The sequence below is a fragment of the Xanthobacter sp. ZOL 2024 genome, assembly GCF_052932325.1.
In genome coordinates, this window is record NZ_CM128808.1 from 3,156,056 (window position 1) to 3,173,529 (window position 17,474).

Annotated in this window: 17 protein-coding genes; 12 read left to right on the top strand and 5 right to left on the bottom strand. The window is 67.4% G+C overall.

Annotated elements, in window-relative coordinates:
• The first annotated feature begins 91 nt into the window (after positions 1 to 91).
• From ACU4E7_RS14415 to ACU4E7_RS14430, 4 genes are all read left to right on the top strand, one after another.
• Entirely contained in the window at positions 92 to 1,384 is a 1,293-nt protein-coding gene (locus ACU4E7_RS14415; RefSeq protein WP_238121678.1) for an amino acid ABC transporter permease, read from the top strand.
• A 1-nt stretch (position 1,385) separates the two neighbouring features.
• Positions 1,386 to 2,771: an amino acid ABC transporter permease gene (locus tag ACU4E7_RS14420; RefSeq protein ID WP_447019243.1), complete on the top strand. Its 1,386-nt coding sequence runs from the start codon at positions 1,386 to 1,388 to the stop codon at positions 2,769 to 2,771.
• Between the two features lie 47 nt (positions 2,772 to 2,818).
• Entirely contained in the window at positions 2,819 to 3,580 is a 762-nt protein-coding gene (locus ACU4E7_RS14425) for an amino acid ABC transporter ATP-binding protein (protein WP_447021640.1), read from the top strand.
• Positions 3,581 to 3,786: 206 nt separating this feature from the next.
• Positions 3,787 to 4,086, top strand: coding sequence for an HdeA/HdeB family chaperone (locus ACU4E7_RS14430; RefSeq protein ID WP_447019244.1), 300 nt, complete (start codon positions 3,787 to 3,789; stop codon positions 4,084 to 4,086).
• Positions 4,087 to 4,299: 213 nt separating this feature from the next.
• Here the strand turns inward: ACU4E7_RS14430 and panC are convergent, their stop codons facing one another.
• Positions 4,300 to 5,148, bottom strand: a complete 849-nt coding sequence (gene panC / locus ACU4E7_RS14435) for a pantoate--beta-alanine ligase (protein ID WP_447019245.1) — start codon at positions 5,146 to 5,148, stop codon at positions 4,300 to 4,302.
• Between the two features lie 187 nt (positions 5,149 to 5,335).
• On the opposite strand from panC, the gene ACU4E7_RS14440 reads away from it, so the two are divergent.
• Both ACU4E7_RS14440 and ACU4E7_RS14445 read left to right on the top strand, forming a co-directional pair.
• Positions 5,336 to 6,076, top strand: a complete 741-nt coding sequence (locus ACU4E7_RS14440; RefSeq protein WP_447019246.1) for a VWA domain-containing protein — start codon at positions 5,336 to 5,338, stop codon at positions 6,074 to 6,076.
• A 64-nt stretch (positions 6,077 to 6,140) separates the two neighbouring features.
• Positions 6,141 to 6,905 carry a DnaJ domain-containing protein gene (locus ACU4E7_RS14445; protein ID WP_447019247.1) on the top strand — a complete coding sequence of 255 codons (765 nt, stop codon included), beginning with the start codon at positions 6,141 to 6,143 and terminating at the stop codon, positions 6,903 to 6,905.
• A 16-nt stretch (positions 6,906 to 6,921) separates the two neighbouring features.
• Here the strand turns inward: ACU4E7_RS14445 and ACU4E7_RS14450 are convergent, their stop codons facing one another.
• Complete coding sequence (locus ACU4E7_RS14450) at positions 6,922 to 8,769, bottom strand: serine hydrolase (protein ID WP_447019248.1); 1,848 nt, start codon at positions 8,767 to 8,769, stop codon at positions 6,922 to 6,924.
• Between the two features lie 308 nt (positions 8,770 to 9,077).
• Here ACU4E7_RS14450 and ACU4E7_RS14455 point away from each other — a divergent pair, with 308 nt between their 5' ends.
• From ACU4E7_RS14455 to ACU4E7_RS14470, 4 genes are all read left to right on the top strand, one after another.
• Entirely contained in the window at positions 9,078 to 9,410 is a 333-nt protein-coding gene (locus tag ACU4E7_RS14455; RefSeq protein WP_238121685.1) for a phasin family protein, read from the top strand.
• A gap of 376 nt (positions 9,411 to 9,786) precedes the next feature.
• Positions 9,787 to 10,113: an ATP-dependent Clp protease adapter ClpS gene (gene clpS, locus ACU4E7_RS14460; RefSeq protein ID WP_238121686.1), complete on the top strand. Its 327-nt coding sequence runs from the start codon at positions 9,787 to 9,789 to the stop codon at positions 10,111 to 10,113.
• A 250-nt stretch (positions 10,114 to 10,363) separates the two neighbouring features.
• Positions 10,364 to 12,817 carry an ATP-dependent Clp protease ATP-binding subunit ClpA gene (clpA, locus tag ACU4E7_RS14465; RefSeq protein ID WP_447019249.1) on the top strand — a complete coding sequence of 818 codons (2,454 nt, stop codon included), beginning with the start codon at positions 10,364 to 10,366 and terminating at the stop codon, positions 12,815 to 12,817.
• 181 nt (positions 12,818 to 12,998) lie between these two features.
• The gene (locus ACU4E7_RS14470) at positions 12,999 to 13,364 is read left to right on the top strand and encodes a hypothetical protein (protein WP_238121688.1); all 366 of its coding nucleotides are present in this window, start codon (positions 12,999 to 13,001) and stop codon (positions 13,362 to 13,364) included.
• Here the strand turns inward: ACU4E7_RS14470 and ACU4E7_RS14475 are convergent.
• The 3 genes from ACU4E7_RS14475 to pabB are packed head-to-tail and all read right to left on the bottom strand — an operon-like array spanning position 13,337 to position 16,124.
• Positions 13,337 to 13,942, bottom strand: a complete 606-nt coding sequence (locus ACU4E7_RS14475) for a GNAT family N-acetyltransferase (RefSeq protein ID WP_447019250.1) — start codon at positions 13,940 to 13,942, stop codon at positions 13,337 to 13,339. The two genes, ACU4E7_RS14470 and ACU4E7_RS14475, sit on opposite strands and share 28 nt — an antisense overlap.
• Complete coding sequence (locus tag ACU4E7_RS14480; protein ID WP_447019251.1) at positions 13,939 to 14,730, bottom strand: aminotransferase class IV; 792 nt, start codon at positions 14,728 to 14,730, stop codon at positions 13,939 to 13,941. Before ACU4E7_RS14480 ends, ACU4E7_RS14475 begins: the two co-directional genes overlap by 4 nt.
• The gene (gene pabB, locus ACU4E7_RS14485; protein WP_447019252.1) at positions 14,727 to 16,124 is read right to left on the bottom strand and encodes an aminodeoxychorismate synthase component I; all 1,398 of its coding nucleotides are present in this window, start codon (positions 16,122 to 16,124) and stop codon (positions 14,727 to 14,729) included. Before pabB ends, ACU4E7_RS14480 begins: the two co-directional genes overlap by 4 nt.
• Positions 16,125 to 16,330: 206 nt before the next feature.
• On the opposite strand from pabB, the gene ACU4E7_RS14490 reads away from it, so the two are divergent.
• Positions 16,331 to 17,098, top strand: a complete 768-nt coding sequence (locus ACU4E7_RS14490) for an AzlC family ABC transporter permease (protein WP_238121692.1) — start codon at positions 16,331 to 16,333, stop codon at positions 17,096 to 17,098.
• Complete coding sequence (locus ACU4E7_RS14495; RefSeq protein ID WP_447019253.1) at positions 17,095 to 17,442, top strand: AzlD domain-containing protein; 348 nt, start codon at positions 17,095 to 17,097, stop codon at positions 17,440 to 17,442. Before ACU4E7_RS14490 ends, ACU4E7_RS14495 begins: the two co-directional genes overlap by 4 nt.
• The last annotated feature ends 32 nt before the right edge of the window (positions 17,443 to 17,474 follow it).

Below are 17,474 nucleotides of genomic sequence, written 5' to 3' on the forward strand. Positions count from 1 at the left end.
AAGCGGGCGCCGGTGTGCCCGCTTCCACAGCATAAAAATTGCATAAAATAAGAATTGGAAGCCGAAGAGCTTCCGCACCTTCGAGGGTTTCATGTCGGATGCTCGCCTCTCTGACCCCGCCCTCGGGCGGCGGCGTTGGTCGTGGACGGATCCGAAGCTCCGCTCATCTGTTATTCAGATCGTGCTCGGGCTCGTTCTCGTCTGGCTTGTGTGGTCCTTCTATGCCAATGCGCAGGGCAACCTGTCGCGGCTCGGCATCGCCTCGGGCTTCGGCTTTCTTGAAGACCGCGCCGGCTTCGCCATCAGCCAGACGCTCATTCCCTATAATGAGAACATGAGCTATGGGCGGGCCTTCCTGGTCGGCCTGCTGAACACCCTGCTGGTCGCCTTCCTTGGCGTCATCCTCGCCACCATCCTCGGCTTCCTGGTGGGCGTGGCGCGCCTTTCCAAGAATGTGGTGATCAAGGCGCTGGCCTCTGCTTACGTGGAGGTCACCCGCAACCTGCCGCCTCTGTTCCAGATCCTGTTCTGGTATCTGGCGGTGCTGGCGGCCCTGCCCACGCCGCGGCAGAGCTGGGGTGTGGGGCTGCAGCCGCTGTTTGGTGCCCTCGGCTCCGGTCTGTCGGCCATCGGCCTTGGCTTTCTCGGCGCGCCCCTCAGCGCCTTCGCCGCGGACCTGGGCGCCCCGGCGGTGTTCATCAACAACCGCGGGCTGATGATGCCCAAGCCCATCTTCGGCGAGGGCTCTGGGCTGATCCTGGCCGCCCTGGTGCTGGCGCTGGTGGTCAGCTTCCTTATCGCCCGCTGGGCCCGCAAGCGGCGGGAGGCCACGGGTGCGCAGTTTCCGGTGTTCTGGTCGTCCCTCGGCCTGATCATCGTGCTGCCGCTGATCGCCGCGGCGCTGGTGGGCTTTCCGGTTCACATGGATGTGCCACACCTGCGCGGCTTCAACTTCCAGGGCGGACTTTCGGTCATCCCCGAATTCGTGGCGCTGCTGCTGGCCCTGTCCACCTACACGGCCGGCTTCATCGCCGAGATCGTGCGCTCGGGCATTCTCGCGGTCTCGAAGGGACAGAGCGAGGCCGCCCATTCGCTGGGGCTGCGCACCGGGCCCACCTTGCGCCTCGTCATCATTCCGCAGGCCATGCGGGTAATCGTGCCGCCCCTCACCAGCCAGTATCTGAACCTCACCAAGAATTCATCGCTGGGCGTGGCGGTGGGCTATCCGGACCTGTTCGCCATCTTCGCCGGCACCACCCTCAACCAGACCGGACAGGCCATCGAGATCATCGCCATGACCATGGCGGTCTATCTGGCGATCTCGATTGTCACCTCGCTCATCATGGGCTGGTACAACAAGCGCGTCGCGCTGGTGGAGCGGTAGCATGACCAGCGAAACCATCTTCGTCTCCTCCACATTCCGCGAGCCGGAGCCGCCGCCGGTTTCCGATCGCGGCCCGGTGCGCTGGGTGCGCGCGCACCTTCTGGGCTCGGTGCCCCAGGTGCTGCTCACCCTGTTCGGCCTGTGGCTGCTCTATGTGGTGGTGCCGCCGCTGGTGCAGTTCTTCTTGGTGGACGCGGTATGGAGCGGCACCAACCGCACCGCCTGCCTGCCCGCCGACGTGGGCCACCCGGTGGGGGCCTGCTGGCCGTTCATCTGGGCCAAGATCAACCAACTCATCTATGGCTTCTACCCCGCGGGTGAGCGCTGGCGGGTCAATGTGGTCTATGCCCTCGGCGCCCTGCTGCTGCTGCCGCTGGTTCTGCAGCAGGTGCCCTACAAGCGCCTCAACGCCATCGCCTTCTTCGGCGTCTATCCGGTGGTGGCGTTCGTGCTGCTCACCGGCGGCAATTTCCAGCTGCGCCACTTCCTGCTCGGCTATCTCGGGTTCGATGCGCTGTTCCCGCGTGTGGCGCCGGGCGTGAGCGTGTCGTGGGTGTTCTGGACCGATTATGTCCTCTCCAGCGTGCTGCTGGCGGCGCTGGCCGGCGGCATCGCGCGGGTGGTGGCGGGGCCCGATGCGGTGCGCGGCGCCGTGCGGACCGTGGCGACCATCATGGTGCCGCTGGCGCTGGTGCTGCTGGCGGTGGATGTGAACTTCGGCCTGGAGCCGGTGGAAACCCGCCTGTGGGGCGGCCTGCTGGTGACGCTGGTGATCGCCGTGAGCGGCATCACCGTGTCGCTGCCCTTCGGCATCCTGCTGGCGCTGGGGCGGCGCTCCTCGGTGCCGCTGGTGAAGATCTGCTCCATCCTCTTCATTGAGTTCTGGCGCGGCGTGCCGGTCATCACCGTGCTGTTCTTCGCCACCTACATGCTGCCCCTGTTCCTGCCCGACGGCATGACCATCGATGGCCTGTTGCGGGCCCTGGTGGGTGTCGCGCTCTTCGCCTCGGCCTATATGGCGGAGGTGGTGCGCGGCGGCCTGCAGGCCATTCCCAAGGGCCAGTATGAGGGGGCCATGGCGGTGGGCCTGCGCTATGGGCCGATGATGCGCCTCGTGGTGCTGCCGCAGGCGCTGAAGCTGGTGATCCCGGGCATCGTCAACAACTTCATCGGCCTGTTCAAGGACACGACGCTGGTGTTGATCGTCTCCATCTTCGATCTGCTCGGCGCCATGCGAGCCGCCTTCACCGATCCCAATTGGGCGACGCCGACCACCCTGTTCACGGGCTTCGGCTTCGCCGGTCTCATCTATTTCGTCTTCTGCTTCGGCATGTCCCGCTATTCGATGGCGCTCGAGAAGCGTCTCGATCGGGCCCAACGTCACTGAAAGGGCCGCAGGCCATGAGCACCGACCCGATGATCGCCAAAGATCCGATGATCGCCAAGACTGAAGCCGAGGCCCCGAAAGTGGCCATCGAGCTGGTGGGCGTGAACAAATGGTATGGCGAGTTCCATGTGTTGCGCGACGTGAACCTCACCGTCACCCGCGGTGAGCGGCTCGTCATCTGCGGGCCATCCGGTTCCGGCAAGTCCACCCTCATCCGCTGCATCAACCGGCTGGAGGAGCACCAGAAGGGGCGCATCATCGTCGACGGCATCGAGCTCACCGACGATCTGAAGCGCATCGACGAGGTGCGGCGCGAGGTGGGGATGTGCTTCCAGCACTTCAACCTGTTCCCCCATCTCACCATTCTGGAGAATTGCACGCTCGCTCCCATGTGGGTGCGCAAGATGCCGAAGAAGGAAGCCGAGGCGCTGGCCATGCACTTCCTCGAGAAGGTGAAGATCCCCCACCAGGCCAACAAATATCCGGGCCAGCTCTCCGGCGGCCAGCAGCAGCGCGTGGCCATCGCCCGCGCCCTGTGCATGCGCCCGCGTATCATGCTGTTCGATGAGCCCACCTCGGCGCTCGACCCGGAAATGGTGAAGGAGGTGCTGGACACCATGGTGGAGCTGGCCCAGGACGGCATGACCATGCTGTGCGTGACCCATGAGATGGGCTTCGCCCGGCAGGTGGCCAATCGGGTGATCTTCATGGACGCCGGCCAGATCATCGAGATGAACGAGCCCAACGCCTTCTTCTCGAACCCGCAGCACGAGCGCACCAAGCTGTTCCTCAGCCAGATCCTGCACTGAACGTTCTGCGCTGGGCGGCGGCCGTGTTCGCCGCCGCGTGCCCCGCGCCGACCGGACGGGCCGGCGCCGTCGCCGATGCCGAGATCGGGCCGATCCGAAGCAGGCGGGACGGCGGGGGCAGCCGTGGCGGCGTCTTTCAGGCTGTGGTAGCGTCAGGATGTCGCAGTCGTCATCGGCGACATGAGTGCTGCTCACGGGTGCCCATCATGAAGTGCCCTGCCATCCTGGTGCCAGCGATGCTGGCCGCGGCCGTTTGCATCTCCACTCCCGCATTTGCTGAGAAATGGGATCTGTCGACCATGACCTGTCGGCAGTTCGTCACCAGCGACAAGACCACCATCATGGTGATCCTCACCTGGCTCGATGCCTATTACAAAGACGGCGACGCCCCGCCGGTGATCGACACCGACACATTCACCAAGAACGCCGAGCGGCTGGGCGAGTATTGCGCGGCCAATCCGGACATCGGCCTGATCACCGCCGCCGACCATCTGTTCGACGACTGAGGCCAAACGGCCTTGGTGCCGCTCCATGCCAGCGCTGGCCGCGCGCGACAGGCCGGAGGCTGTTTGGAACGGCCTCCGGTGCACGCCGGCGCGGACTCCTTCCGACCGCGGCATGGGGTGGCGGGTGCGTCGGGGCAGGCTTGAAGCTGCGCCCAGACGGCCAGGACCAGTGCATCCGCCTGTATCGGCGCTCCGTGACCTGGGCGCGAAAGATCAGGCGGGCATGTTGTCGATGAGCCGGGTCTTGCCCAGCCAGGCCGCCGCCAGCAGACGGATGGGCTCGCCCGTGGCGCCGGTAAGCGGGGCCAGGGTCTCGGCGTGGCGGGCCACCACATAATCCACCTTCAGCCCCTTGGCGGCGATGGTCTCCGCCGCCTTGGCCACCGCCGCATCGGGTGTGGTGCCGCCGGCGATGTTGAGGGCGGCATGCTTCAGGGCATCGTGGATCACCGGCGCCGTGGCCCGCTCGTCGGCAGAGAGGTAGGCGTTGCGGGATGACAGGGCGAGGCCGTCCGCCTCGCGGGTGGTGGCGACCGGCACGATTTCCACCCCGAGGTCGAGATCGCGGGACAGGCGGGTGACCACCTTCAGCTGCTGATAGTCCTTCTCGCCGAAGGTGGCGATGTCCGGCCGGCACTGGATGAACAGCTTGCCCACCACGGTGGCGACGCCGGCGAAGAAGGTGGGCCGGAAATCGCTCTCCAGCCCCTCGGCCGGGCCGGCAAGGCTGATCTTGCTGCAGAAGCCTTCCGGATACATCTCGGCGGGGGAGGGGGCATAGACCACGTCCACGCCCATCTCGGTGAGCTTGGCGAGATCCGCCTCGAAGGTGCGCGGATAGCGCGAGAAATCCTCATTGGGGCCGAACTGGGTGGGGTTCACGAACACCGAAACCACCACCTTTTCCACCAGCTCCTTGGCCTGGCGCACCAGCGCCATGTGGCCCGCGTGCAGCGCCCCCATGGTGGGCACCAGGGCGATGCGGGCGCCATCAGCGCGAAACGCCGCCACCGTGGCCCTGAGATCCCGAACCGTTTCCACCACTGCCGGCTTGTTGGTCATGTTCTCGCGACTCCCCGCGCTTCAAGCGGGCCGGACCCTAGATCGGGAGGCGGCGCGAGGGAAGCGGCACCCGCTGCCCGGTGCAGACCCGGGCATCGGGGGCCTTGGGCGCTTTCTTGGTTCCGGCTGCGGCAGGCCCTATGGTCCGTGTGTTGGCGACGGTTCACGAGAGGAAGGGCGAGGCAGCATGGCGCGCGCAGACGACAAGACGGCGGCCGGTCTTTCGACCCGGCCGGGCACCGCGCCGCCGCAGCCCTCCAGCGGCGCCGACATCGCCCGCTTCCTGGCGGACGTGAAGAGCCGGGCGCCGGTGCGGGGGGGCGCGGGGGAGGGGCGGCTGGCCTTCGCCCTGGATGCCACCGCCTCGCGTCAGCCCACCTGGTCGCTGGCCTGCGAGATCCAGGCGGACATGTTCGCCGCCGCCGCTGAGCACGGCGGCCTCGCCATGCAGATCATCTATTACCGCGGCCATGACGAGTGCCGGGCCTCGCCGTTTGTGGCCGATGCGGCCACCCTGCGCCGGCTGATGGGGCGCATCAGCTGCGAAGGCGGGCTCACGCAGATCCACCGGGTGCTCGGCCATCTGGGCAAGGAGGCGGAGCGCTCTGGGCTCAAGGCCGCGGTCTTCATCGGCGATGCTCTGGAAGAGGACGAGGACGCCCTGCATGCGGCGGCCGGGCAGCTCGCCTTGCGCGGCGTGCGCCTGTTCATGTTCCAGGAGGGGCGCGACCTTCGGGTGGAGCGCGCCTTTCGGGGCCTGGCGCGGGTGACGGGCGGCGCCTATTGCCAGTTCGACGCCCGCGCCGGCGCGCAGTTGCGGGCGCTGCTGTCGGCGGTGGCCGCCTATGCGGCTGGTGGCACACGCGCCCTGGAAGCGCGCGGCGATGCGGAGGCCCGGCGCCTGCTGACGGCCTTGTCGAAGCCCTAGCCTCGTCCGGTGACGCGACAATGCAGCCGCGCTGCGTGCCTTCGTCGGGGCGGCACGGCCTGCTATGGCTGTCGATGACCGGCTCGAACTGGGGCCGGCGCAGGAGCTTGATGTGATCAGTCTTATCGCCGGCGCGCTGCTGCTGGCCATCGGCCTTTACGGCCTCAAGGTGTGGACCAAGGCCGATCCGAAGGTGCTGGCCGAGATGCTGATGCGGACCCTCGCTTATGCGGCGCTGCTGGGGGCTGCCGGCGCCCTGGCGCTGGGCCGGGTGGGCGCGGCGATCCCGCTGGCGGCGGTGGGGCTGGCGCTGCTGGGGCGGCTCGATCCTGGTGGGATTGGTGGCTGGCTCGGCGGCCTGTTCCGGTCCCGCCGGACGCCGAAGACGTCTCAGGTGCGGTCCGCCTGGTTCGAGATGGAGCTGGACCACGCCAGGGGAACCTTGAGCGGGCGGGTGGTGGCGGGGCCCCATGCGGGCAGCAGCCTCGATCAGCTGGACCTGCCCACCTTGTTGTCGTTGCGCGCGGTGTGCGACGCGCAGTCCCTGGCCCTACTCGAAGCTTATCTCGACCGCCGGGCGCCCGCTTGGCGTGAAGACGCTCAGGCTGACGCGGGTGGCGGGCAGATGGGCGGTGCGGCGAGCAGCGGCCCGATGACCGAACAGGAAGCCTACGAGGTCCTTGGGCTTCAGCCGGGTGCGGATGCCGCGACGGTGCGCGCCACCCACCATGCGCTCATGAAGAAGGTCCACCCCGATGCCGGGGGCTCCAGCTATCTGGCCGCGCGGATCAATCAGGCCAAGGATGTGATCCTGCGCAGACATCGCTGATTCTCCTGCGTGACGTTCAGTTCCGGATAGTCATGCAGGCGAAGGCGTTACGCTGTAGTAAACGGCAGGCCGCCTCGGCGCTCTTCTTGTCGAGCCCGGCGAAACGGGCCCGATAGAGCGCGGAGTTTCCTTTGGTGACCTTCTCCGTATAGGGATCGGCGTTGCCCAGCAGGGACTTGGCCTTGTTCTGCGCGAGGTCGAGACGGGCGCGGGCCTGGCTCTCGGCATCGAAGGCGCCAATCTGGATCTTCCAGCCGCTGCGCACGGCCGTGGGCTGCGGGCGCGGCGCCGGCAGGCTCACGGGGGCGATGGAAGCCACCTGCACCGGCCGTTCCGTGATGGTGCGCGGCTGGCTGCGTGCGGGCTCCTGCGAGGCCACCTGGGCGGCGCGGGTGGCGAGATCCGCCGGGCGCTGCTGCGGGATGAAACGGGAGTCGTCCTTGCCGCCATCCGCCTCATCAAGCATGGCCACTTCCATGCGGGCCGGCGCCGGCGTGGGCGCCGGGGCACGGCCCCGTGCGCGGCCTTGTGCCGCCTGGGTCGCCGCTTGGGTCGCGGGCGAAGCGCCGGCATCCGACGGGCCGAGATAGCCGAGCACCCCGGCCGGCATGGCAAAGCCGCGGCCCGCGGCGTTGGCGGAGGCTGCGGCGGCCTGCGGCGGCGGCGCCGCAACGGCGACCTGCCGCTGGATGGACACGGTCTTCACCGCCACCGGCTTGATGGGCTCCACCGAGCCCGACTTGGCGCGGGCCGCGAGCGAGGCGGTGATCTCCGGATCGTCGCTGAACACCGCCAGGGCGGGCTTCGGCAGCGGTGCCACCTCGTGGGCCGGGATCGCTTCGCGCTCCACCGGCTGGGGCAGCGGCGCATTGAAAGCCAGGCGATTGCCGTTCTCGGTGATCTTCGGAACGGTGCGCCCGCCGGCATAGGCGCGCGGCAGGTTGTCGTTCAGGATGTCGCGCATGCGGGCGTCGCGGGAAGAGGCAGTCCGGCCGCCGAGCACCACGCCGATCAGATAGCGGTTGTCATCCTTGAGGGAGGTCAGGAGGTTGAAGCCCGAGGCGTTGGTGTAGCCGGTCTTGATGCCGTCCACGCCTTCCATGCGGCCGAGCAGGCGGTTGTGATTGCCGATGGCTTCGCCCCGATAATAGAAAGTGCGGGTGGCGAAGTAACGGTATTGCTTGGGGAAGCGATCCTGGATCGCCCGGCCGAGGATGGACAGGTCTCGGGCGGTGGTGAGCTGGTTGGGGTTGGGGAGGCCGGAGGCGTTGCGATAGGTGGTGCGCTCCATGCCGAGCGCCCGCGCCTTGGCGGTCATCATCTCGGCGAAATTGCTCTCGGTGCCGCCGATGGCCTCGGCGATCACCACCGCCACGTCATTGGCGGAGCGGGTCACCACCGCCTTGATGGCATCCTCCACCTCGATGCTGGAGCCGGGGCGCAGGCCGAGCTTGGACGGCGACTGAGCGGCGGCCTTGGAGGAGACCGGCAACTGGCTGGTGAGCTTGAGGCGGCCGTTCTCCAGCTGCTCGAACAGCATGTAGAGGGTCATCACCTTGGTGACCGAGGCCGGATGGCGCAGGGCGTCGGCGTCCTGCTCGTAGAGCACGCGGCCGGTGTTGGCATCCACCACGATGGCGGCGGAACCATAATGCCAGCGGCTCGTTTCTGCACTGGAAGGGGCGGAACGGCTGACCACCTTGCGCGGCTTGCTCTTGCCCCGCTCCTTGGAGCGCTCGATCTGCGCGCGCTTGCGCGGCTTGGCATCGGCCGTGGTGGCCGAAAAGACAAAGCCTGCGAGCACCGCCATGGCGACGGTCTTGGTGAGGAGCGAAAGGCTCGCGGAAGCTGTACGCATGAACATTGCCCCGTATCGTCGGTCGCTCACTCGGCCCAGCCCTGCGCCTCATTTGCCCATACGCGGCTTGCCGGGAGGTTGCACGGCAACATGAGGGGCAGGGTAAAGCGACCTGAAAGGGAGCCTAAGAAGTCGGAGTTACCAAGGCGTGAATCAGGCGCGGACAGGGCGCGTCTCGGCCTTTTGTGCAGTGCACAAATTTTGTTGACATCTATGCTGCGGTGCATATTCTTAGCTTCGGGCGAGACGGAGAGCCCGCCCGCTCGGAAATGGCAGGTCCGGCCTTGCGCCGGCGCAAAGGAATGAGGACACCCATGGTGCAGAGCACGGAAGAGCTCCAGCAGCTCAGCAAGGACAATATCGAGAACGCGATGAAGAGCTTCGGCCTGCTCTCGAAGAGCGCCCAGGCGATCGCGGTCGAAGTGGCCGATTACACCAAGAGCTCCTTCGAGCAGGGCACCGCCGCCCTCGAGAAGCTGCTCGGCGCCAAGTCGCTGGATCAGGCCATCGAAATTCAGCAGACCTATCTGAAGTCGGCCTATGAGGGCGCGGTCGCCCAGGCCACCAAGATCGGCGAGCTCTATACCGAGCTGGCGAAGGAGGCCTACAAGCCCTTCGAGACCGCTCTGAGCAAGGTCAAGAGCTGAGCCTTTCGCGCTCCGGCTGTCTTCCTCCGGCGTTCAACCTGCCCCGGCGCCGAGGGACGAAAGTTCAAGAGGCCCGACCTTGCGTCGGGCCTTTTCCGTTGCGACATCAAGAGTGCCGCATGTTTTCGGCGCCATTCCCGCGCCGCTGCCGGCGGGAGGATTCGCAGTGCGGTGCCGTGCAGCACTGGCAGCGGACAGCTCCCTTTCTTATTATTGCAGGGAATGGATTGCGCTGAAGCGCCGCCCCCGGGCCGGTGCTGCGGGCCAGGCCGCGACGGACATGATGCACGACACCACTTTTCTTTTTTCTTCGGTGGCCATTGCCGGCCCCCTTGTTTCTCCAGCGCCCCGGGCCACCACGCCGCGGGGACCCACCATGGCGGGGCCGGACAACACCCGCCGCGATGGCAGCGGCACCGCCGTGATCACCCGCACCAAGCCGCAGACCAAGCGGCCGAGCCTCTATCGGGTGCTGCTCATCAACGACGACTACACCCCGATGGACTTCGTGGTGCATGTGCTGCAGCGGTTCTTCAACAAGAATCAGGATGAGGCCAATCGCATCATGCTCCATGTCCACCACCACGGCGTGGGGGAGTGCGGCGTGTTCACCTATGAGGTGGCCGAGACCAAGGTGACGCAGGTGATGGATTTCGCCCGCAAGCACCAGCACCCGCTCCAGTGCGTGATGGAAAAAAAGTGAGCGCCTGACCTCGGCTTGACGCAAGGGTTGGAGCAAGGCTCAGCGCACGGCTTGGCGCAAGCCTCGTCTGTTGCAATCGGTGGCGGAAGGGGAGGTCGCAGGGGCGGATTTCGCAACGGTGATGCGGCGATCCGTATCGGGGGACTTGCGCACTGCGGCATCCAGTACGAAGTTTGTATGAATGGTGCACATGCCTTCGAGGTCTGCGGCCCCTCCGCAGATCCGCGGGTGATGCGCGGAAGAGGTGTCGATGCCTACATTCTCTCGCAGCCTCGAGCAGTCGCTTCATCGCGCTCTGGCCCTCGCCAACGAACGCCACCACGAATACGCCACCTTGGAGCATCTTCTGCTCTCCCTTGTCGATGACCAGGATGCCGCCGCCGTCATGCGGGCCTGCAACGTCGACATGGACAAGCTGCGCCGCAACCTCGTCGAGTATGTGGATGCCGAGCTGGAGAACCTCGTTCAGTCGGGCTCGGACGATTCCAAGCCCACGGCCGGTTTCCAGCGGGTCATCCAGCGGGCGGTGATCCATGTGCAGTCCTCGGGCCGCGAGGAGGTGACCGGCGCCAACGTGCTGGTGGCCATCTTCGCCGAGCGCGAGAGCCATGCCGCCTATTTCCTGCAGGAGCAGGACATGACGCGCTATGACGCGGTCAATTACATCTCCCACGGCATCGCCAAGCGTTCCGGCATGTCCGAGAGCCGGCCCGCCCGCGGCGCCGACGAGGAGACGGAGACCAAGTCCGGCGACGACAAGCAGAAGAAGGCCGATGCCCTCGAAGCCTATTGCGTGAACCTCAACAAGAAGGCGCACGAGGGTAAGGTGGATCCGCTGATCGGCCGTGACGCCGAGATCCAGCGCACCATCCAGGTGCTGTGCCGCCGACAGAAGAACAACCCGCTGTTCGTGGGTGATCCCGGTGTCGGCAAGACTGCCATCGCCGAGGGCTTGGCCAAGCGCATCAATGACGGCACCGTGCCGGAAGTGCTGGCCACCGCCACGGTGTTCGCCCTCGACATGGGCGCGCTGCTCGCCGGCACCCGCTATCGCGGTGACTTCGAGGAGCGCCTCAAGCAGGTGGTGAAGGAGATCGAGGCCTATCCCAACGCCATCATGTTCATCGATGAGATCCATACGGTGATCGGCGCCGGTGCGACCTCGGGCGGGGCGATGGATGCCTCCAACCTGCTGAAGCCGGCGCTGGCCTCCGGCTCCCTGCGCTGCATGGGCTCGACCACCTACAAGGAATACCGCCAGTATTTCGAGAAGGACCGGGCGCTGGTTCGTCGCTTCCAGAAGATCGACGTGGCCGAGCCCTCCGTGGCCGACGCCATCGAGATCCTGAAGGGGTTGAAGCCCTGCTTCGAGGACTATCACAAGCTGCGCTACACCACCGAGGCCATCAAGGCGGCGGTGGAGCTGTCCGCCCGCTACATCCATGATCGCAAGCTGCCTGACAAGGCCATCGACGTGATCGACGAGAGCGGCGCGGCGCAGATGCTGCTGCCCGAGGCCAAGCGCAAGAAGACCATCGGCCTCAAGGAGATCGAGGCGACCATCGCCACCATGGCGCGGATTCCACCCAAGTCCGTCTCCAAGGACGACGCCGAGGTGCTGGCCAATCTGCAGACCACCTTGAAGCGCGTGGTGTTCGGCCAGGACAAGGCCATCGATGCGCTGGCGGCCTCCATCAAGCTCGCCCGGGCGGGCCTGCGCGAGCCGGAGAAGCCCATCGGCAACTATCTGTTCTCCGGCCCCACCGGTGTCGGCAAGACGGAAGTGGCCAAGCAGCTCGCCTCCATTCTGGGGGTGCCGCTGCTGCGCTTCGACATGTCCGAATATATGGAGCGCCACACCGTGAGCCGCCTCATCGGCGCGCCTCCCGGCTATGTGGGCTTCGACCAGGGTGGCCTGCTCACCGACGGGGTGGACCAGAACCCGCACTGCGTGCTGCTGCTGGACGAGATTGAAAAGGCCCATCCGGACCTCTTCAACATCCTGCTGCAGGTGATGGACCACGGGAAGCTGACCGACCACAATGGCAAGCAGATCGACTTCCGCAACGTCATTCTCATCATGACCACCAATGCGGGTGCGGCCGATCTCTCCAAGCCCGCCTACGGCTTCACCCGCACCAAGCGGGAGGGGGACGACAGCGAGGCCATCAACCGCACCTTCGCGCCGGAGTTCCGTAACCGGCTCGATGCAGTGATCCCGTTCGGCCATCTGCCCACCGAGGTCATCACCCAGGTGGTGGAGAAGTTCGTTCTCCAGCTGGAGGCGCAGCTGGCCGACCGCAACGTCACCATCGAGCTGTCGGACGATGCCGGCCGCTGGCTGGTGGAGCGCGGCTACGATGAGCAGATGGGTGCCCGGCCCATGGCGCGGGTGATCCAGGAGCACATCAAGACCCCGCTCGCCGATATGGTGCTGTTCGGCGCCCTGAAGCACGGCGGGCACGTGCGGGTGGTGGTGGAGGGCGAGGGCCAGGAGTCCAAGCTCGGCTTCCAGTTCCCGGAAGGGCCGGTCACGCCCAAGCCGGAGAAGATCACCGACGAGCCCAAGCGGGCGGCGCGCCGCAAGCCGGCGGCTGCAGCCAAGGCGGCGCCCAAGGCCGGTTCCGGTCCGAAGTCGGGGCCGAAATCTGGCCCGAAATCTGGTCCGAAGTCGGGTCCCAAGCAGCCGCTGGTAAAGGCCTGAGGGCGGCGCGAGAACGCACAAAAGGTGGGATCGGGGCGGCTTCGGCCGCCCCTTTTCGTTGCGATCGCGGTGTTGCCACCTGACGGACGGGATCACCCGCGCGGATCTGGCATTTCTCTCACAGGTTGCATTCGGCCCGGCATCTGAGACACTCGCGGGTATGGATCTCAGAGAGGCGCAGATGGCGACGTTCAAGCTGCCGTTGTCCGGCGACGTGACCCAGTTCTTTCGCTTGCTCACCTCCAATCTCGCGGCGGTGGGCAACCAGATCGGTTTCATCAACATCAACCTCGGGTCGTCGAAGGCTCCGGAGGTGGAAGAGCAGGTGCTGGATGAGGTGGGCAGCTATGGCACCCAGCTCGGCCGCATCAATGATGCGCTGGCGGTGCTCGTCACCCATTTCCATCCCCAGAAGCCGCTGACGGAGAAGGAGATAGATGCGCTGGACGGGTTGCGGGTGATGTTGAACGGTATCGCGGAGATCAAGGAGCGGCATAAACGCAGCGCGATGCGTATTCCCTATGGCGCAGGCACCGGTCTGCGCTGATCGTGCGGCGCCGCGCTGGCGTCGGGCTCCGGCGCCTCGCGGCTCATGCGGTAGAGCACGTGGTGGCGCAGCCGATGGCCGACGGGCACGGTGGGCATGTCGAAATCGTCGCGCGGATCGTGGGTCATCCCGAGCCGTTCCATGACCGCCCGTGAGCGGCGATTGCTGGGCACGGTGATGGCGACGATCTCCTCCAGCCCGAGCCTCTCAAAGCCGAAGCCGAGGCAGGCGCGGGCGGCCTCGGTGGCGTAGCCGTGGCCCCACGAATGGCGCAGGAAGCGCCAGCCCACCTCAATGGCGGGGGTGAAATGCGCCGCATAGGGCACGTGCACCAGGCCGGTATAGCCGGCGAACGGGGTCACCCCCGGCACCTCCACCACCCAAAGGCCGAAGCCGTGATCGGCGAAATGGCGGGCAATGCGATCGGCAACCGCGTCGCTGGCAGCCCGGTCCGCCACCGGCATCAGGAATTCCATCACCTGCGGATCGGATTGCATGGCCCATAGGGCGTCGCGATCGGCGTCCCGCCACGGGCGCAACAGCAGCCGTGGGGTCGTCAATGTGGGGGGCGTGGTCACCCTTCCCCCAGGTGGGCGGAGAGGCGCTCGGCCACGGGGAAAAGGCTGTAGTCGCGGCCGGCGAGATGCGCCACCGGACGGATGCCGAGGCTGGACGTAAGGAAGATTTCGTCGGCCAGGGCGAGATCGGCGGCCGTCAGCGGCCGTTCCTCGGCGCCCTGCGCCTTCACCGCGGCACGCATGATGCCGGGCAGGGCGCCCTCCGACAGGGGCGGGGTGACGAGCCGCCCGTCGATCACCGCGAACAGGTTGGCGATGCTGCTTTCGGCCAGGCGCTCCTGGGTATTGAGCAGCAGCGCGTCATCGGCGCCGGCCCGCGCCGCTTCCTGGCGGGCGAGGATATTGTCGAGATAATTGAGCGATTTCACCTGCGCCAGCGGCGAGCGCTCGTTGCGGCGGGTGACGCTGGCGATGATGAGCCGCGCCGGCGGTGGCGGTGGCGCCATGGGGGCGGCGGTGATGAGCACGGTGGGGTGCGGCTCCACGGGCGGCAGCACCCCGCGTGGCCCGCTACCCCGTGTCACCGTCAGGCGCAGCACCCCGTTGTCGAGGCCGTTTGCGGCGCGCACCTGTTCCAGCGCCGCGCCGAAATCCAGCGCCGGCAGGGGCAGGCCCAGCACCGCGGCGCCGCGGGTGAGGCGGGCGAGGTGCGCCGGCAGGCGGCGCAGGAAGCCGCCCCGCACCCGCAGGGTCTCGAACAGGCCGTCGCCCAGGGTGAAGCCGCGATCGCCGGGGGCGATATGGGCCTCTTCGGGGTTTATCAGGGCGCCGTTGAGGAACAGCTTCATGGCCGCTCTCCGGACAGGGCGCGCCGCATGGGGGCGAGCTTCACGAGGCTTTCCTCATATTCGTCGGCCGGGTCGGAATCGGCGACGATGCCGCCCCCCGCATGGGCCAGCAGGGTCTCGCCCGCACGGGTGATGGTGCGGATGACGATGGAGGAATCCATGGCGCCGTTGAAGCCGATCCAGGCGATGGAGCCGCAATAGACGCCGCGCGGAAACGGCTCCATCTCATGAATGATCTCCATGGCGCGGATCTTCGGGGCGCCAGTGATGGAGCCGCCGGGGAAGCAGGCGGTGAGCAGATCCACCGGCCCCAGCCCCGGCTTCAGCCGGCTTTCCACCACCGAAACCAGATGATGGACGCTGGAGAAGGTTTCCAGCGCGCACAGCGCCGGCACCTTCACACTGCCCACCACGCTCACGCGGGAGAGATCGTTGCGCATGAGGTCGACGATCATCAGGTTTTCCGCGCGGTCCTTCACCGAGCGCTGCAGGGCGGCGGCGAGGGCCTGGTCGGCCTGCGGATCGGCGGCGCGCCGGCGGGTGCCCTTGATGGGGCGGGTCTCCACCCGGCCGTCGGCGCTCAAGCTCAGGAAGCGTTCCGGCGAGGCGCTGAGCACGGCGAAATCGGTGCCGCAGCGTAGGAAGGCGGCGAACGGCGTCGGGCTGGTGGCGCGCAGGCGGGCATAGAGGGTGAGGTCGTCCAGGCCTGCGGGTACGGGTGCGCGCATCTGCTGGGTGAGATTGGCCTGGAAGATGTCTCCGGCATAAATAGCGTCGATGACCCGCTGGATCGACGCTTCCACCGCAGCGCGGGGCTGGTCCGGCGTGAAATCCGCGGTCACCGACCAGTCGGGTGCCGGTGTGGCCAGGGGCGCGGACTGGAGACGGGCCATCATGGCTTCGGCGCGGGCTTCGGCGCGCCGGGCGCGGGCGTCCGCCGTCGTTTCCGGCAGGCCGCTGGACAAAAGCCAGGCGCGCTGCTGCTGGTGGTCGAACGCCAGCACCACGTCATAAAGGCCGATGGCCATTTCGGGGATCGGCGGATGACCCGCACGGGGCGGGGGCAGCCGCTCCAGGTGGCGGCCGAGTTCGTAGCCGAGGAAGCCCACCGCGCCGCCCAGGAAGGGCACGGGCCCGTCGACCGGGCGGGCCGATGCGGGAATCCGTAGGGCGGCGGCGAGCGCCGCGAACGGGTCCGTCGGCACCGCGCGGCCGTCGATCCGCGTGCCCGCGGCATCGGCGGTGATCACCCCATAGGGGTCTGCAACGATGTAGGAATAGCGGGCGCGGGCGTCCCCCGTGGCGGCGCTGTCGAGGAACGCGCAGAAGGGAGCGTCGGCAAAGGCGTGGAAGACGGCGAACGGGTCGCGATAGGGAAAGTCGAGGCAAAGCACGGGCAGGCGACCGATTCGAGCGAGAATGCCAAGGATGGCCGAGCCACGCCCCTGCGGCAACATCCGGTTCGGCGCGCGCCGGTCGGCTGCATGGCGGGCGTGGCCAGCTCTGCGCAAAGTGTGCCTGTCGGCACTCCCATGTAAATGATATGGCTCCCTTACGAGGCCTCTCCTCCATTTGTTTTCAGCTGTCGCCAAGACCCGAGATGTCCAGCCTGATTTCCTCCCCTGAGCCGCCGTCTTCCGCGCCCCATCCGGGCCCGCGCCACCGCTCGGCGCCGGGCTGGTTCTTGAATGGCATGCGCCACGGCATCTCAGTGCCGGCGCTGGTGCTGTTCGCCAGCTACACGGGCTTTGGCGCGCTGCTGCAGGGGGTGAATTTTCCGCTCGGTGCGGGTCTGTTGTCCACCCTGCTCATCTGGGCCCTGCCGGCGCAGGTCATTCTGGTGGGAGGGCTGGTGGCCGGCACGGCGCTGCCGGCCCTGGCGCTGGCCATCGGCCTGTCGTCCATGCGGCTACTGCCCATGGTGGTCTCGGTGGCGCCCTATATGCGCGGGCCGCGTCGCAACGTGTTCGCCGAGCTCCTCTGCTCCCATTATGTGGCCATGACCCTGTGGCTGGAGGGCCTGCGCCTGCTGCCCCATCTGCCCGGGGAAGCCCGGGTGCCGTTCACCCTGGGCCTCGGCAACATGCTGCTGTCGGTGAGCGTCACCGGCACTGCCGTGGGCTATCTCATCGCCGGCAGCCTGCCGGGTCCCATTGCGGCGGCCTTCCTCTTCCTCACGCCGTTGTCGTTCTCGGTGCTGATGGTGCGCAATGCGGTGGGGTTCACCGATTGGCTGGCGCTGGCGGCGGGCTTCCTCATCATGCCTTTCGCTCTTGGCCTCGATGGCGGGCTTGATCTGCTCATCGCCGGGGTCGGGGGTGGTTCGCTGGCTTATGTGGCCGGCCGGCTGCGACGGGGGCGCGCATGAGCGGGCAGCTGGGCGAGGGCGCCGCCATCCTCATCGTCGTGCTGGTGGGGTTCTTGCCCACTGAGGTGTGGCGCACCCTGGCGGTGCTGGCCGGCCGCCGGGTGGAGGCGGGCAGCGAGGTTTTTCTGTGGGTGAAGGCGGTGGCCGCGGCGCTGCTGGCGGCGGTGGTGGCGCGCCTGCTGTTCGATCCCGCCGCGCCGCTGCAGGTGGTGCCGCTGGCGGTGCGCCTGGCGGCGGTGGCGGGCGGCGTGCTCGCCTTCATGCTCACGCGCCGCTCGGTGTTCGTCGGGGTGCTGGTAGGCGAGGCCCTGCTGGTGGGCGCGATCCTCGCCTTCGGCGGCTAGACCGGCGCGGGGCGCCGGTCCACGTGAAGCGC

Bases quoted from the DNA above. Each gene is read 5' to 3' on its own strand.
- ACU4E7_RS14440 (WP_447019246.1), top strand. From the start codon at position 5,336: ATGGCGCGCGCAGACGACAAGACGGCGGCCGGTCTTTCGACCCGGCCG.
- ACU4E7_RS14425 (WP_447021640.1), top strand. From the start codon at position 2,819: ATGATCGCCAAGACTGAAGCCGAGGCCCCGAAAGTGGCCATCGAGCTG.
- ACU4E7_RS14455 (WP_238121685.1), top strand. From the start codon at position 9,078: ATGGTGCAGAGCACGGAAGAGCTCCAGCAGCTCAGCAAGGACAATATC.
- ACU4E7_RS14445 (WP_447019247.1), top strand. From the start codon at position 6,141: ATGGCTGTCGATGACCGGCTCGAACTGGGGCCGGCGCAGGAGCTTGAT.
- ACU4E7_RS14450 (WP_447019248.1), bottom strand. From the start codon at position 8,769: ATGTTCATGCGTACAGCTTCCGCGAGCCTTTCGCTCCTCACCAAGACC.
- ACU4E7_RS14415 (WP_238121678.1), top strand. From the start codon at position 92: ATGTCGGATGCTCGCCTCTCTGACCCCGCCCTCGGGCGGCGGCGTTGG.
- clpA (WP_447019249.1), top strand. From the start codon at position 10,364: ATGCCTACATTCTCTCGCAGCCTCGAGCAGTCGCTTCATCGCGCTCTG.
- ACU4E7_RS14430 (WP_447019244.1), top strand. From the start codon at position 3,787: ATGAAGTGCCCTGCCATCCTGGTGCCAGCGATGCTGGCCGCGGCCGTT.
- ACU4E7_RS14495 (WP_447019253.1), top strand. From the start codon at position 17,095: ATGAGCGGGCAGCTGGGCGAGGGCGCCGCCATCCTCATCGTCGTGCTG.
- panC (WP_447019245.1), bottom strand. From the start codon at position 5,148: ATGACCAACAAGCCGGCAGTGGTGGAAACGGTTCGGGATCTCAGGGCC.
- clpS (WP_238121686.1), top strand. From the start codon at position 9,787: ATGGCGGGGCCGGACAACACCCGCCGCGATGGCAGCGGCACCGCCGTG.
- ACU4E7_RS14470 (WP_238121688.1), top strand. From the start codon at position 12,999: ATGGCGACGTTCAAGCTGCCGTTGTCCGGCGACGTGACCCAGTTCTTT.
- ACU4E7_RS14420 (WP_447019243.1), top strand. From the start codon at position 1,386: ATGACCAGCGAAACCATCTTCGTCTCCTCCACATTCCGCGAGCCGGAG.
- ACU4E7_RS14480 (WP_447019251.1), bottom strand. From the start codon at position 14,730: ATGAAGCTGTTCCTCAACGGCGCCCTGATAAACCCCGAAGAGGCCCAT.
- ACU4E7_RS14490 (WP_238121692.1), top strand. From the start codon at position 16,331: ATGTCCAGCCTGATTTCCTCCCCTGAGCCGCCGTCTTCCGCGCCCCAT.